Source organism: Pseudomonas sp. Rh2 (genome assembly GCF_040762985.1).
Lineage (GTDB): Bacteria > Pseudomonadota > Gammaproteobacteria > Pseudomonadales > Pseudomonadaceae > Aquipseudomonas > Aquipseudomonas taiwanensis.
In genome coordinates, this window is record NZ_CP142890.1 from 3,428,131 (window position 1) to 3,442,089 (window position 13,959).

Consider the following 13,959-nt stretch of genomic DNA (forward strand, 5'->3'; position numbering starts at 1 on the left):
AAAAGGGGTGCATCTGGGGGTACAAAACCAGTTCCCCATTCATAACCAATGGATTTCCATGAATGGCCAAATGCTCCTCCGCGACCCGGATAGTCTCCGAGACCCCGTCTGGAAAACACCCTGGAAGCCCTTGAACACGGGGTTTCATCCACCATTGAGCCCAGGATTGGGGCACGCGCGAGTTACCAATCCCTCATTGTTCATGCCCCCCTCCAGCCGCGTCGCCACTGCCATCGCCACCTCGATGAAAACCCGCACTGCGGCACTCTGATAGGCCCCCTTGCGACGCACCAGCGCAGCGGTGCGCTGTAAGCGCACTGGCTCGAGCGCGATGGCCACCAAACCCTCATGGGCCAGTGCAATGTTGGCGGGAAGCAAGGTCGACAGTGTGGTCCGACGGACGATCTCGATGACCGCGCTGATGGTGTTGGCCTCCATCCGTACCTGCGGCTGAATGACGTGTTGCTGGCAGAATCGGTCGATCTGCTCACGAGTAGCGAACTCCGGACTGAGCAGCACCAGCGACTGCGCGCTCAGTGCCTCCAGCCCGATGGAACGCGCCGTGGCCAGCGAGTGCCGCTCGTTGACCACCAGCGCCAGCGTCTCGACCAGCAGCGGACGGGCTTCGACATCGTGGGCCTGTACGTCCTCGAACGCGATCCCCACATCCAGCAGATCCGCGACCAGCAGCTCCTCCATGCGCTCCTGGGAGAGTTCACGTACGTCCAAGGTGATAGACGGGTAACGGCTGTGAAAGGCTTCGACCAAGGGGCCCACGAGGTAGGTGGTGAAGGTTGGCGTGACCGCCACCCGCAGCGAACCCCGGCTGAGGTCGCTGACATCGTGTATGGCGCGCTTGGCCTCCTGCAGCTCTTGAGCTGCCCGGCGTGCATAGCGCAGGTAGACCTCACCCGCATCGGTCAGCCGCGTCGTACGCCCCGACCGGTCGAACAGCTGTGCGCCAAGGCTTTCCTCCAACTGCCTGACCTGCTGCGACAGGGCCGGCTGGGATACATGCAAGGCCGCCGCGGCCCGCGTGAAGCTCAGATGCTCCGCCACGGCGAGGAAGTACTGGATGTGTCGGGCAAGCATGACCACTCACATAAGATTATCTGATCCATTCGATAATAAATGAGACTTTTACCTTATGCCATCTGCTCCGTAACCTTTGCCTCACACACCGCGAGACCGAGGCAACAGCCATGAAAGACATCATTGATGGGTTCCTGAAGTTCCAGCGAAACGCCTTCCCGCAGCGGGTCAAATTGTTCAAGGACCTGGCCACCCAGCAAAACCCACGAGCGCTGTTCATCTCCTGCTCCGACAGCCGTCTGGTGCCGGAACTGGTGACCCAGCGTGAGCCAGGCGACCTCTTCGTCATCCGCAATGCCGGCAATATCGTGCCGTCCTACGGACCTGAACCAGGCGGTGTATCCGCCTCGGTCGAGTATGCGGTGGCGGCGCTCAAGGTCGCGGACATCGTGATCTGTGGCCACTCTGACTGCGGCGCCATGACCGCCATCGCCACCTGCAAATGCCTGGACCACATGCCCGCCGTCGCCGGTTGGCTGCGCTATGCCGACTCCGCCCGGGTGGTCAATGAAGCCCGTCACCATGAAGACCAGCACGGCAAGGTCAGGGCCATGGTGCGTGAAAACGTCATCGCGCAACTGGCCAACATCCAAACCCATCCGTCGGTCCGCCTCGCCCTCGAAGAGGGCCGCGTCACCCTGCACGGCTGGATCTACGACATCGAGAGCGGCCGTATCGACGCATTCGATGGCAGCACCGGCAAATTCGTGCCCCTCGCGGATAACCCGCAGGTACACGCTGTTTCCCATCCACCCAAGCACGTTGCCTGAATACGGCTATCCACCCTAGGAGAAAACGCCATGATCCAGACCCAAGCCACCCAAAGTGTTCGCCAGGCCCTGACCGAAGTCATCCTTATGGCCAAGGCCCGCAAAGACCTGTCGTATGCCCAGATCACCGAGGGCACCGGCCTGTCCGAAGCGTTCGTCACCGCCGCGCTACTGGGCCAGCACCCGCTGCCCGCCAGCGCAGCGCAAGTGGTCGGCGACAAGCTCGGCCTTGACGCCGATGGCATTGCCCTGTTGCAGACCATACCGGTGCGCGGCTGCATGGAACGCGGTGTACCCACCGACCCTACCATCTACCGCTTCTACGAGATGCTCCAGGTCTACGGCACCACACTCAAGGCGTTGGTACACGAGAAGTTCGGTGACGGCATCATCAGCGCCATCAACTTCAAGCTGGACGTCAAGAAGGTCGAAGATCCGGAAGGCGGCTCCCGCGCGGTGATCACGCTCGATGGCAAGTACCTGCCGACCAAACCGTTCTAATTCCACGGTAAACGGCCCGACGCCGGGCGGCGTCTGGGCCCCTCCTCCAGGACAGGTAAACATCGATGAAAGCATTACTGACTCTGCTTCTTTGCGGCCTTTGCTCCCTGGCGATGGCAGAGGAGCCGTCGGCCGACACCGGGCATATCCCAGTCGAGCCATACAGCTATTCCCACCCCCTGGATATTGCCCGGGTCGTCTCCCTCAGCAGTGTCCCAGATGTCTGCGAAGTCGTGCCCGCGCGCATGACTTATGACGACTCCCATGGCCATCGACACATTGTTGAGTACCGCGTCTTGGGCAATGGGTGCTCCAACAACTGATGCACAACTGATCGCGGCTCTCGCTGACAACTTCCGTCAGTTGCAGCGCCAGCCCCTCTTCCCCGCGCTGACCTGCTGGAGAAAGTCAGCGATACCGGCGGAGCAAAAAAATCGTCTCATGCCAACTGGATGAATACCGCATAGGCGCCGAGGATCACCCAGAACACCAGAAATATCCATGGCGTGCGCAGAGAGAACAACAGCGACTTACGGTGCCCGACCTGTAAAGTTTCCGCCTCGCTGAACAGCGGCGATTCGTCATAGGCCAGACCCATCAATGGCTCGCTGCGCAGCAGATTGCTCTGTTTCAATTGCCAGTGTTCGATGATCTTGTAGGCCGCGCGAATACCCGGCCAGGCATTGAGCGAGCTCAATACGCCCAGCAGGGCGAGAAATGGAGGGACGAGCAAGGTGAACATCTCGCCCCAGCTTTGGTTGAGGTTGCCCATCGACGATACGAAGGCGATCACCAGAAACGACTGGGCGGCAAGATAGGCGTCAGTGCGGTTGGCGAGAATGCTGGTCTCGTATTGGATTTCGCAACGATAGAAATCCAACCGTTCCTTGGGTGACCCGAACATGCGGGCGTTGTGCTCACTGATTTCGTGTTCAGGAGTGGTCGGGGTGATGATTCGCGGCACGCGCTGGCTCCTGGGCATTGACCGTTCGTGTCCGGTAGATGCGGCTGAAGCAACAAAGATTCAGTGCAATCGAGTCAGGTCATCGACGACGAACCCATACCGCAGCCAGTACACCCAATAGCCGGTGCGCTGATCATCCGCATTGAACCTTGCCGCTTGCGCCCTGCTCCACTGCTGGCAGCCGTAACTTTTCCCAGCCGTGAAGAGGTGCCCCATGAACGCAATCGAATTGTTGATCCAAGACCATCAACTGGTGAAGAAACTGCTTGAAGAGTTGTCCTCGACGACCGAGCGCGCGGTGAAGAAGCGTGCCGAACTGCTTGCGCGGATCAAGCAGGAGGTCAGCATCCATACGACCCTCGAGGAGCAGATCCTGTACCCGGCGATCAAGCAGGCAGGCGGCAAGGAAGAAGCAAAGATGTACTACGAAGCCAAGGAGGAGCACCGCACCGTCGACTCATTGGTCCTCCCCGACCTGTTGCAGACCGACACCGGCACGGTTGAATTCGCCGGTCGGGTAAAGGTGATGAAGGAATTGCTGGAGCATCATATCGAGGAAGAGGAAAGCGACCTCTTCCCGACAGCCCGAAAGCTGCTGGGCAAGACGGCGCTGGAAGAAATGGGCCAGGCCATGGAGGCGCAGAAAAAACTACTCAAGGGCGAGCTACGCGCCGCCTGATAAAGCAACCTGCGCGCCTCTCCGGCGCGCAGGTTTGACCGTCGGGGAAGCCCCAAGGAAGACGCGATGGCCCAATGGCGTCCGTCCGTCGATCTCGATGCACCCTTGCCCAAGCCAGCAGGACCAACAGAAGGTGAACATACCCAAAAAAGGACCATCACCATGAACGTCATGAAGCCCCATTCACTGATGCTCGCGCTGTACCTGGGCGCCTGCCCACCCTGGGCCCTTGCTGCCCCTGACAGCCAAGATCAACCGCGCACGCACAGCCAGGACCACAGGCAAATGGACGACCGGGGACGAGCCACAGGGTCCGGCACCCCTGCGGATGGCATGGGCACCGGGTCGGGTGGAACCGACAGTAATGACACCGACCGCACTGGCGGCGACGGCACCACCCACGACTCAAGCCAGGGGTCTGGCACCGATGGTTCTAGAAGCAATGACACAGGGACTGACAAAGATAACGGCGCAGGTTCCGGCAGCGGCGGTACGGGTGGTAACGGTGGCTAAAGAATCGCCATGACGACCCAGGCATTGCAGCGGCCAAGCGGTGATTCGAGCCAAGAGCGCTTCTACGGTACTGTTCTCCATCATCTTGTGCCCGTACATTGGCGCCACGGCGCCAACTGCGTTGTCGTGCCGCCTGTGCAGCTGCTTGCGATTGCGCCTCCCCACCAGCGCCGGCATTGCCGGTGAATACACAGGCATCACTCCGCCGCTCAGGAGTTCACCCCAGCACGCTAACGGGGTTAGGTCGACCTGACCATCGATAGCTCGCTCTGGATTGGCGCAGCGCTGGGCGCGATGGGCGCAGTGGTCCTTGGCCTTGGTACTCACCGACGTTGTGGGGTGTCGCAGCCGACCGGCGCTCGCTCAAGCACATCGCCCCGGCCGCTTCGCAGGTCAGCGACAATTGAGCGGTGCCGCGCCGGCGGTGGGTTTTTCCTGGGGCTGAACCAATGACTGGGCGAGCAAGCGCATCGGTTGCGCAGGCTCGCCCCACCGCATCACCAAAGCGCAATATCGTAGGTCAGGTAAATCCGATTACTGTCGCGACCGCGCGAGAAATCAGAACGGTAGACATAGTTGCGCAGTTTCACGCCCAACCCTTTGATAGGCCCGGATTGCACCACGTAGGCAAGCTCTACGTCTCGCTCCCATTCGCTGATCCCTGCGTCAGCGGAGCGACCATTGTCGCCGCTCAGGTAGCGTGCCATGAAGGTGAGGCCCGGGATACCGGCCGCCGCAAAGTTGTAGGCATAGCTCGCCATCCAGGTTTTCTCTTCCTCCTCGATGAACTTGCCAATACCAACGTTACTGAACGAGTAGACCGTCGCACCGCTGATGTACGGCAATCCCGCGTCGCCATCGAGGATCTGGTACCCGGCACCAACGGTATGCCCGCTGTGGGCGTAGGAAACCTGACCGCTGAACATGTCGTTGTCGATCTTGCCACCGTAGGCGGCCCCGCTGTCGCGGCTCTTGAAATAGCGCAGGTCGGTGGTGAACACACCGCCGGCCAACGGCAGGTCGTGTACCAGCCCGGCATAGTCCTGGCGGTAGAAGTCCTCGAGCTGCCCATGGAAATAGCTCACGCGCAGCTGCTTGCTGATGGCGTAGTCGGCACCTGCGAAGCTGAAATCGCCAGACTCGTCGCCACCATAGCCATCGAGGTACAGGCCTGTACTGTCGGAGGAGTCGCGCTGCTTGAAGCGGTCCAGGTGGCCGGCAGTCAGGGTCAGGCCGTCGATGTCGTTGCTGGTCAGTTGCGTGCCCTGGTAGGTCTGCGGCAGCAACCGCGCGTCGTTATAGACCAGCACCGGCGTCTTGGGCAGCAAGGTGCCATGCTTGACCACGGTCTGGCCCAGGCGCGCCTTGGCGGTCACACCGGCACTGGCGAACTCGTCGGCGGCGCGACCATCGTCATGCACCGGCAGCAAGCCCGTACCGCTGCGTCCGCGCCCCGAATCGAGCCGTACACCGACAAGCCCCAGGGCATCGAGCCCCAGGCCGAGCGGGCCTTGAGTGAACCCTGATTGGTAGTCGAGCAGGAACCCCTGCGCCCATTCCACCCGCTCGCTCTTGGCGTTCGCGGCAGCACGGGCGCTCATGCCCTGCTCGTCGCGGAAGTTTTCGTTGAAATAGACGTTGCGCAGCTGCAGTTTGAGCTTGCTGTCGTCGATGAATCCGGAAGCGCCGGCAACAGGCAGCCAGCCGCAGAGCAGGCCACAGGTGGCCCCACGGAAAACAGCTCGGGACATGATCGGTACTCTTTTGTTGTTCTTGGATAGAGTTGGGCGCCACGGGCGCCCGGTGCAGATCAGACGAAGAAGGACAAGGCTCCGGTGAGCAATGCCAGCGCGGTGATGACCAACGACGTCAGCACCGCCCATTTCACGGTGGCTTTCTGGAAGTCGCCGATATCGCGATCGACCATGCCCACCAACAGCAGGGTCGAGGCCACCAATGGGCTCATCAGGTGCACCGGCTGCCCCAGCACCGAGGCGCGGGCAATTTCAACCGGGTCGATGCCATAGGCCGCAGCCGCGTTGGCAAGGATCGGCACCACGCCGAAGTAGTAGGCGTCGTTGGACAGCACGAAGGTCAACGGCATGCTGGTCACCGCCACCACCAGCGGGAACCAGTGGCTCCAGGCCTCGGGAATCCAGTCGACCAGGGTCTGCGCCAGGGCATCGACCATCTTGGTACCGGAGAAGATGCCAGCGAAGATCCCCGCGGCGAAAACCAGCAGGACCACGGTCATGGCGTTGCCTGAGTGGGCGAGGATGCGCTCTTTCTGAAGTTCCAGCTGCGGATAGTTGATCATCAGCGCCGCAACGAAACCGATCATGAACAGCAGCGCGGAATGCATGACGCCCAACACCAGGGCGGTCATCACCGCAATCACCAGCGCCAGGTTCACATACGCCAGCCGAGGACGCTTGTGCGGGTTGTCGCCGAGGATTTCCTTGATATAGCAGTTGCCACCACCGGACTCCAGGGCAATGTTGCCGATCCGGCGACGCTCGGCACGACCGAGCAGGTAGGCGGTGAACACCACCCAGACAGCGCCACCGATCACGGTCGGCAGCATTGGAATGAAGTATTCGGTCGCATCCAGTCCGAGCGCAGCGATGGCTCGAGTAGCCGGGCCTCCCCAAGGGCTCATGCCACTCATGATGCTCAACGACAGCATCGACACCGTGGCCAGGATCATCGGATTCATGCCAATGCGCTTGTACAACGGCAGCATTGCCGCGCAGGTGATCATGTAAGTGGTGGTGCCGTCGCCATCGAGTGCTACCAGCAACGACAACAGCGCGGTACCAATGGCGATCTTGATCGGGTCGCCATTGACGCGCTTGAGAATCTTGCGGATCAGCGGGTCGAAAAGACCGGCATCGATCATCAGGCCGAAGAACAGAATCGCGAACAGCAACAGTGCTGCCGATGGCGCCACCATCTTCAAGCCATCGAGCATCATCTTGCCCAGTTCGGGGGCAAAGCCACCGATCACCGCGAAAACGATGGGTACCACGGTGAGCGCAACGATCGGCGACAGGCGTTTACTCATGATCAGGTAGGTGAAGGTCACCACCATGATCAGGCCCAGGAGTGCGAGCATGGTTTTTTCTCTTGTTTTTATTCTATTGCGGCCATCGCCAAGGCAGACGGCCCCCTACCCCACTCGACATCACTGGGATGTTGAGTGGGATTCTAAGTCAACGATGGGAAGTGGAAGCGACTTTCAGCCGTGACGCCGAGGCTCGGCAGACCATTCGACCTCTTCGGCTCCCGTTTCTGCCTGCGCTACCGGAACGCCATTCAGGCGGCGCAGCAGGGTTTCCCGTTCACAGGCGTTTTCCGACAACGAGATGACCACGGTCGCCACGGCGTTACTTGCCAGGCTGGTCAGCGCGCGCGCTTCCGACATGAAGCGGTCGATGCCGATCAGTAAGGCCAAGCCGGCCAGCGGGATGTCGTGGATGACCGTCAGGGTCGAGGCCAGCGCCACGAAACCACTGCCGGTCACACCCGCAGCGCCCTTGGACGACAACAGCATGATTGCCAGCATCGTCACCGTCTGACCCAGGGTCAGGTCGATGTTGCAGGCCTGGGCGATGAACACCGCCGCCAGCGACAGGTAGATGGCGGTGCCGTCGAGGTTGAAGGAATAGCCGGTTGGCAACACCAGCCCCACCACACCCTTCTTACAGCCAAGTTTCTCCAGTTTCTCCAGCATGCGCGGCAGAACGGGCTCGGTGGACGATGTGCCGAGCACCACCAGGAACTCCTCCCGGAAGTATCGCAGCAGCTTCCACAGGCTGAAGCCATGCGCACGGCAGATACCACCGAGCACCACCAGCACGAAGAACGCGCACGCGATGTACAGCGTCCCGACCAGCTTGGCCAATGCCCCAAGGGACGTCACCCCGTACTGTCCGACGGTGAACGCCAGCGCACCGAAGGCGCCGACCGGGGCAAAGCGCATCAGGTAGCCGAAGATGCGAAAAACCATGGTCGAGACGGACTCCAGCACATCGAGCACCGGCTTGCCCTTCTCGCCCATCGATGACAGGGCGAAACCGCTGAGCACCGCAATGAACAGCACCGGCAGCACTTCACCCTTGTTGAATGCACCGATGAAGGTGTCAGGGATGATGTGCATGAAGAAATCGACCACGCTGAGCTTCGCCGCAGAGGCGGCGTACTGGCCAAGCCCCTCGGTGCTGAGCGTGGCGGGGTCGATGTTCATGCCGACACCTGGGCGCAACAGATGCACCGCTGCCAGGCCGATCACCAGGCTGACGACAGTCAGTACCAGGAACAGCAGCAACGTCTTGCTCATCAACCGCCCCAGGGAGCGCTTGTCGGTCATGCCGGCAATACCGGTGACGATGGTGCAGAAAACCACGGGGGCGATCATCATCTTGATCAGCTTGATGAACGCATCACCCAGTGGTTTGAGCGCAACGGCCTGTTGCGCCCAGAAGTGGCCGACCACCACGCCCAGCAGGACGGCGCAGAGGATCTGGAAATACAGTGACTTCGCGAGTTTCATGAGGCATCACCCATTGTTGAAATTGTGCGGATGTGCTGGTTGCCGATGTGATCGGCCTGTTGCCTACCCTGCCAGCCTGCGCAAGGTTGGGGCGTAGACGAAACCTGAGAACAGCCGGCGGGCGGTTCGTACCACAGAGGCCTGGAGCGTCTTGCCGTCGGCACCGCTGCGCGAGAGCGCCACGTCGATACCGCCGCTCGGATGTTCCAGACGGACTTCTTCCAAGTGCTGGGCTTGCTCGCCGAGCATGTCCATGATCACGGTGCCAGGGCTGACGCAGGCAGTCGCCAAGCCAATAGCACCGGTGATGGCCAAGGCCCGGTGGCAGTTATGAGGCATGAAGTAACGCACCTGGAGCGTGCCGTCATGACGCGGCGGAGAAACCAGGACAGGCTTCGGGATCACCATGCCGCTGACATCGCCCAGCCCCATCGCCTTGCCGGCCTTCAGGCGCAGGGCCTCCAGCCGTTGCAGCAGGCGGGTATCGGCATCCAGCTGCGCCGGGGTCTCTGAACCGGTCATGCCCAATTCGCTGGCATGGACGATCATCATCGGCATGGCCATGTCGATGCAGGTGACCGGTACACCGTCGATCACATCCTGGGCCTGGCCAGTGGGGAACAGTTTACCTGTCTTGCTACCGACCGCATCGAGGAAGGTCAGGTGCACCGGGGCGGCAGTCCCTGGTACGCCGTCGATTGCCGTGCGGCCTTCGTATCGCACGATGCCACCTGGTGTTTCCACCAGCGAGTTGACGAAGGTGTTGGTGTTGAGGTTGCGGATGCGAACCAAGGTCTTGCCATCCTGAGGCTTGACCAGGCCTTGCTCGATGGCGAACGGGCCAACGGCGCAGAGCATGTTGCCGCAGTTGGGCGCGGTATCGACCCGGCGCTGGGCAACCATGACCTGAACGAAGAGGTAGTCGACGTCTGCGTCGGCATGCAGCGAAGGGCTGATGATCGCCACCTTGCTGGTTTGCGGGCTACCACCACCGATACCGTCGATTTCCAGTTCGTGCCCGGAACCCATCAGGTTGATCAGCAATTCGTCGCGTTCGACCACATTGGCAGGAAGATCCCATGCGTGGAAAAAAGGCCCCTTGGAGGTGCCACCGCGCATGAGTACGCAAGGAATTCGTTGCATGATTTCGCACTCTTGTTGATCAATGGACATCATTGATGTTGTGGACACAAGATTGACAGGGATGGATAAATCAATCCAATGCAAATATCGTAGGCATTATTGCGAATCGTGGATTAATTCACCGCTAAGGCCGGGGAGCGAAATCAGATGGAATATGAGCTGCAAGATATACGATCGTTCGTGAAAATCGCCGAACTTGGCAGTTTCCATGAGGCTGCGGAAGCGCTGCATTTGTCGCAGCCGGCCCTGAGTCGGCGGATAAAGAAACTCGAGGAAGGCTTGGGCACCTCGCTGCTCGAACGCACCACCCGTCGCGTCAGCCTCACCAGTGTCGGGCGGGACTTCCTGCCCAAGGCCAGACGCTTGCTCGATGACTTCGAGGACTCGATCCTGAGCATTCGCGAACTGGCCGAACGACAGACCGGCCAGGTCACCCTCGCCTGCATTCCGACCGCAGCGTTTTACTTCCTGCCTTCGGTGATCCGCGACTACAACGAGCAATACCCGAAGATCCGCATTCGCTTGCTGGACCTTAGCGCCAATGATGGGCTCGAGGCCGTGCTGCGGGGTGAGGCTGACTTCGGCATCAACATGATGAGTGGCCAGCACCCGGACATCGAATTCGTCTCCCTGGTGCAGGAACACTTCGTCCTGGCCTGCCGCCGGGACCATAAGCTGGCGACCCGCGACGCCGTCACCTGGACGGAACTTGCCGACTACCGCCTGATAGGCGTTGGCCGCCTGAGCGGCAATCGGATGCTGCTGGACCATGCGCTTTCCGGGCTCAACCTGCGGCCCAAGTGGTTCTATGAGGTCCAGCACCTGTCCACCTCGCTGGGCATGGTCGAGGCCGGGCTGGGGGTGTCGGCCATGCCCAGCCTGGCGATGCCCAGCGCCGACCACCCGACGCTGGTCAGCGTGCCGCTGATCGAACCCCAGGTGACCCGCACCCTGGGCCTGGTCTATCGCCGAGGGGCGTCGCTGTCGCCCGCAGCGGAGAAATTCGTGTCGATCCTGCTGGACAAGTGGCCTAACCGTTGAGCGAGAGGACTTGCCTGTGGTTTGGCGCAACGCAGGGCGAATGCCAGATGCGATCATGGCTCATTCCCCTCCCAGGCCCAGCGTGTTGGGTCGGCGTTTCTCGATCGCGAACTTGAGCAATGCCGCGCTGCGGAACAGGCCATGGGCGAACTTGCCGTAGGGCAACGTGATGAACAGCGCCATGACCGTACCCAGGTGAATCGCCAGCACGATCGCCATCGCAGCCGTGTCACGCAGGCCCAACAACGCCAGGCCCGTGGCGCTGACCAGCAGCAGAAGCAAGATGAACGCCCGGTCCATGGGACGCTGGGCGACATCGCCCTGCTCCGGCGCCCTGCGAAGGTTGAGCGCCAGCAGCCCGGCTGGCCCGACGATCAACCCAAGACCGCCCAACGTGCCGAGCAACACCGGTGCACTCAACAGGGGGTATGGCGCCTGGTAGCCCAACAGGTAGTGATACCCGGTGGCAACCACTGTGGCGGCGAAACACAGCATGAAGCCGTAGAAGGTGAAGTGATGGAAACGTCGCCGCCACAGTGTGTAGCGATCGTCGGCGTTGTTGCAGCCCTGGCCATGCCCTCCATCGAGATACTTGAGGGTCAATGCCGCACTCGATGCCTCCACCACAGCCCCTTTGACTGGTTGCGCCTGCGCCTCGGCCGGCGAGACCGAACGCCAGAAACGGCGTACCGCGACCGCCAGCGCCAGACTCGCCGCAGCGAAGACACCGCCGAACATCAGCGCCAGGGTGTTATGCGGGAAAACTGCATAGAAATTCCCCGCCAACCGACCGGGCAACAGCGTGCCGTTGGCGCACAAGGTCAACAGCAAGAACAACGACAGTGCCACTGCCAAAGCACTGGCGACGAAGATGCCGTTGTGTCGATACAAGCGTCCGAACAGGGCCGGCCAGGCGTACTCGGCGTAGGTTTGCCCACGCACCTTCGCCATAGCCTGCGGCACGTTGACGGCAAATTCGTGGGGTTGTGCGTACTGGCAAGCATGCAGGCACGCGCCGCAGTTGTGGCACAGGTTGGCCAGGTAGTGGATATCTGCCTTGCCGAACTCAAGCCTGCGGGTCATGGCCGGGAACACCGCGCAGAAGCCCTCGCAGTAACGGCAGGCGTTGCAAATGCGCATTTGCCGGTCGACTTCTTGCTCCTCGACGTTCAACACCGGGATCAAATCGAATGCGGGCTGGGCGGTATCAGGCTGGAATGGTTCAGGCAGTTGCGCGGTCATGGCGTTTCTCTTTTTCTGGATGTTCGTAGCCTGCCGCAGCAGCGGCGCTGGTCCCGGCGATGCGCCCGAAGGCGGTACCGATGGACATGCCGACACCGGCGGTGTAGCCCTTGCCCAGCACATTGCCCGCCATCATCTCGCCGGCAACAAACAGGTTCGGGCTGGGATTCCCATCGAAATGAACGGCGGCCGTTTCATCGGTGCGCAGCCCCAGGTATGTGAAGGTCACACCCGGTCGCAGCGGGTAACCGTAGTACGGAGGTGTATCGATCGGGCGCGCCCAGTGGCTTTTCACAGGCGCCAGGCCTACGGTGTGACAGTCGTCCAGCTGCGTGTGATCGAAGGTACCCACCTGACAGGCATGGTTGTAGGCGCGCACGGTTTCGACGAAGGCTTGGACAGGCAAGCCAAGCAGGCCCGCCAACGCCTCAAGGCTGTCGGCGGTAGCGCCCGGAAACACCGGCGGCATGAATCGACCCAGGGCTTTCTGGTCGATGATCGAGAAACCCACCTGCCCAGGCTGATGGGCCACCAGACGCCCCCAGATGGCATAGCGCTTGGGCCAGAAATCCTCACCTTCATCGTAGAAGCGCTGCCCGTCGCGGTTGACCACCACGCCCAGCGACACACAATCGATGCGGGTGCAGATCCCGCCGTCGTAGAGAGGCGCACGGGCGTCGATCGCTACCATGTGTGCCTGCGTCGGGTCGCCAATCTTGTCTGCGCCCTGTTCGATCAGGCGGCGTAACAGAACCCCGTCGTTGAAACGCGTGCCGCGAATCAGGAAATTGTCCGAGGGCCACTCCCCTCGCGGGTTCTGCCCCCAGGCCTCGCGCAACCACTGACGGTTGGACTCGAACCCCCCGGCTGCAAGCACACAACTGCGCGCCTCGATGCGCTCGGCAGGAAGGTGCCGGCCCTGGACCTCACGCGCCGGCACATGGGCTGCAACGAAGGATCCCTCTTGCAGTTCAATGTCGGCGACAGGCGTGTCGTAACGTACCTGCACCCCAAGGTTCTCGGCGCTGCGATAGTAGGCATTGATCAGCGCCTTGCCGCCGCCCATGAAAAAGGCGTTGGTTCGTGCGGTATGCAGCGCACCAGATAACGAGGGCTGAAAGTGCACGCCATGACGGCGCATCCACCCGCGGCAATTGGAGGAGGCACGGATCACCAGGCGCGCGAGCTTTTCGTCGGTCTGGCCACCGGTGACCTTCAGCAGGTCCTGCCAGAACTCTTCTTCCGGATACGCGTCGACCAGTACGTCCTGCGGGGCATCATGCATGCACCGCAAGTTACGCGTGTGTTGGGAATTGCCACCCCGCCAGGCGCGGGGGGCAGCCTCAAGCAGCAGTACGCTGGCTCCGGCTTCCCGCGCCATCAGCGCGGCACAGAGGGCGGCATTGCCCCCTCCAATGACTAGCACATCGATCATTTCGCCTCCAAGTCACGAAGCGCCGAA

Annotated in this window: 14 protein-coding genes; 6 read left to right on the plus strand and 8 right to left on the minus strand. The window is 61.4% G+C overall.

Features of this window, described 5'->3' with window-relative positions; translation table 11 throughout:
* Nucleotides 1-144: 144 nt before the first annotated feature.
* Nucleotides 145-1,092, minus strand: a complete 948-nt coding sequence (gene cynR / locus VXM67_RS15395; RefSeq protein ID WP_104881673.1) for a transcriptional regulator CynR — start codon at nt 1,090-1,092, stop codon at nt 145-147.
* Between the two features lie 110 nt (nt 1,093-1,202).
* Between cynR and VXM67_RS15400 the strand changes: the two genes are divergently transcribed.
* From VXM67_RS15400 to VXM67_RS15410, 3 genes are all read left to right on the plus strand, one after another.
* Nucleotides 1,203-1,862: a carbonic anhydrase gene (locus tag VXM67_RS15400; protein WP_023380891.1), complete on the plus strand. Its 660-nt coding sequence runs from the start codon at nt 1,203-1,205 to the stop codon at nt 1,860-1,862.
* A 30-nt stretch (nt 1,863-1,892) separates the two neighbouring features.
* Nucleotides 1,893-2,363 carry a cyanase gene (gene cynS / locus VXM67_RS15405; protein ID WP_023380892.1) on the plus strand — a complete coding sequence of 157 codons (471 nt, stop codon included), beginning with the start codon at nt 1,893-1,895 and terminating at the stop codon, nt 2,361-2,363.
* Between the two features lie 65 nt (nt 2,364-2,428).
* A complete protein-coding gene (locus VXM67_RS15410; protein WP_081669618.1) occupies nt 2,429-2,686 on the plus strand; it encodes a DUF2790 domain-containing protein in 258 nt (85 codons plus the stop codon).
* A 116-nt stretch (nt 2,687-2,802) separates the two neighbouring features.
* Here VXM67_RS15410 and VXM67_RS15415 read toward each other — a convergent pair whose 3' ends face one another.
* Nucleotides 2,803-3,327, minus strand: a complete 525-nt coding sequence (locus tag VXM67_RS15415) for a hypothetical protein (protein WP_027906704.1) — start codon at nt 3,325-3,327, stop codon at nt 2,803-2,805.
* 214 nt (nt 3,328-3,541) lie between these two features.
* On the opposite strand from VXM67_RS15415, the gene VXM67_RS15420 reads away from it, so the two are divergent.
* Together VXM67_RS15420 and VXM67_RS15425 are read left to right on the plus strand one after the other, a co-directional pair.
* Nucleotides 3,542-4,006, plus strand: coding sequence for a hemerythrin domain-containing protein (locus tag VXM67_RS15420; protein WP_023380895.1), 465 nt, complete (start codon nt 3,542-3,544; stop codon nt 4,004-4,006).
* A gap of 162 nt (nt 4,007-4,168) precedes the next feature.
* A complete protein-coding gene (locus tag VXM67_RS15425) occupies nt 4,169-4,519 on the plus strand; it encodes a hypothetical protein (RefSeq protein ID WP_023380896.1) in 351 nt (116 codons plus the stop codon).
* Between the two features lie 497 nt (nt 4,520-5,016).
* Here VXM67_RS15425 and VXM67_RS15430 read toward each other — a convergent pair whose 3' ends face one another.
* The 4 genes from VXM67_RS15430 to VXM67_RS15445 all read right to left on the minus strand — a co-directional run bounded on the left by VXM67_RS15430 (nt 5,017) and on the right by VXM67_RS15445 (nt 10,214).
* Complete coding sequence (locus tag VXM67_RS15430) at nt 5,017-6,270, minus strand: OprD family porin (protein ID WP_367237136.1); 1,254 nt, start codon at nt 6,268-6,270, stop codon at nt 5,017-5,019.
* A 59-nt stretch (nt 6,271-6,329) separates the two neighbouring features.
* Nucleotides 6,330-7,634: a CitMHS family transporter gene (locus tag VXM67_RS15435; RefSeq protein WP_023380898.1), complete on the minus strand. Its 1,305-nt coding sequence runs from the start codon at nt 7,632-7,634 to the stop codon at nt 6,330-6,332.
* 123 nt (nt 7,635-7,757) lie between these two features.
* Nucleotides 7,758-9,071, minus strand: a complete 1,314-nt coding sequence (dctA, locus tag VXM67_RS15440) for a C4-dicarboxylate transporter DctA (RefSeq protein ID WP_023380899.1) — start codon at nt 9,069-9,071, stop codon at nt 7,758-7,760.
* A 63-nt stretch (nt 9,072-9,134) separates the two neighbouring features.
* Nucleotides 9,135-10,214, minus strand: coding sequence for a 4-oxalomesaconate tautomerase (locus VXM67_RS15445; RefSeq protein WP_023380900.1), 1,080 nt, complete (start codon nt 10,212-10,214; stop codon nt 9,135-9,137).
* 147 nt (nt 10,215-10,361) lie between these two features.
* Between VXM67_RS15445 and VXM67_RS15450 the strand changes: the two genes are divergently transcribed.
* On the plus strand, nt 10,362-11,255 hold the full coding sequence (locus tag VXM67_RS15450; RefSeq protein WP_023380901.1) for a LysR family transcriptional regulator: 894 nt from the start codon (nt 10,362-10,364) through the stop codon (nt 11,253-11,255).
* A 60-nt stretch (nt 11,256-11,315) separates the two neighbouring features.
* Here the strand turns inward: VXM67_RS15450 and tcuB are convergent, their stop codons facing one another.
* A complete protein-coding gene (tcuB, locus tag VXM67_RS15455) occupies nt 11,316-12,497 on the minus strand; it encodes a tricarballylate utilization 4Fe-4S protein TcuB (protein ID WP_023380902.1) in 1,182 nt (393 codons plus the stop codon).
* Nucleotides 12,478-13,932 (minus strand): FAD-dependent tricarballylate dehydrogenase TcuA, encoded by a 1,455-nt coding sequence (gene tcuA, locus VXM67_RS15460; RefSeq protein ID WP_023380903.1) that lies wholly within the window; start codon nt 13,930-13,932, stop codon nt 12,478-12,480. The genes tcuB and tcuA overlap by 20 nt, the downstream gene beginning before the upstream one ends.
* Between the last annotated feature and the right edge of the window lie 27 nt (nt 13,933-13,959).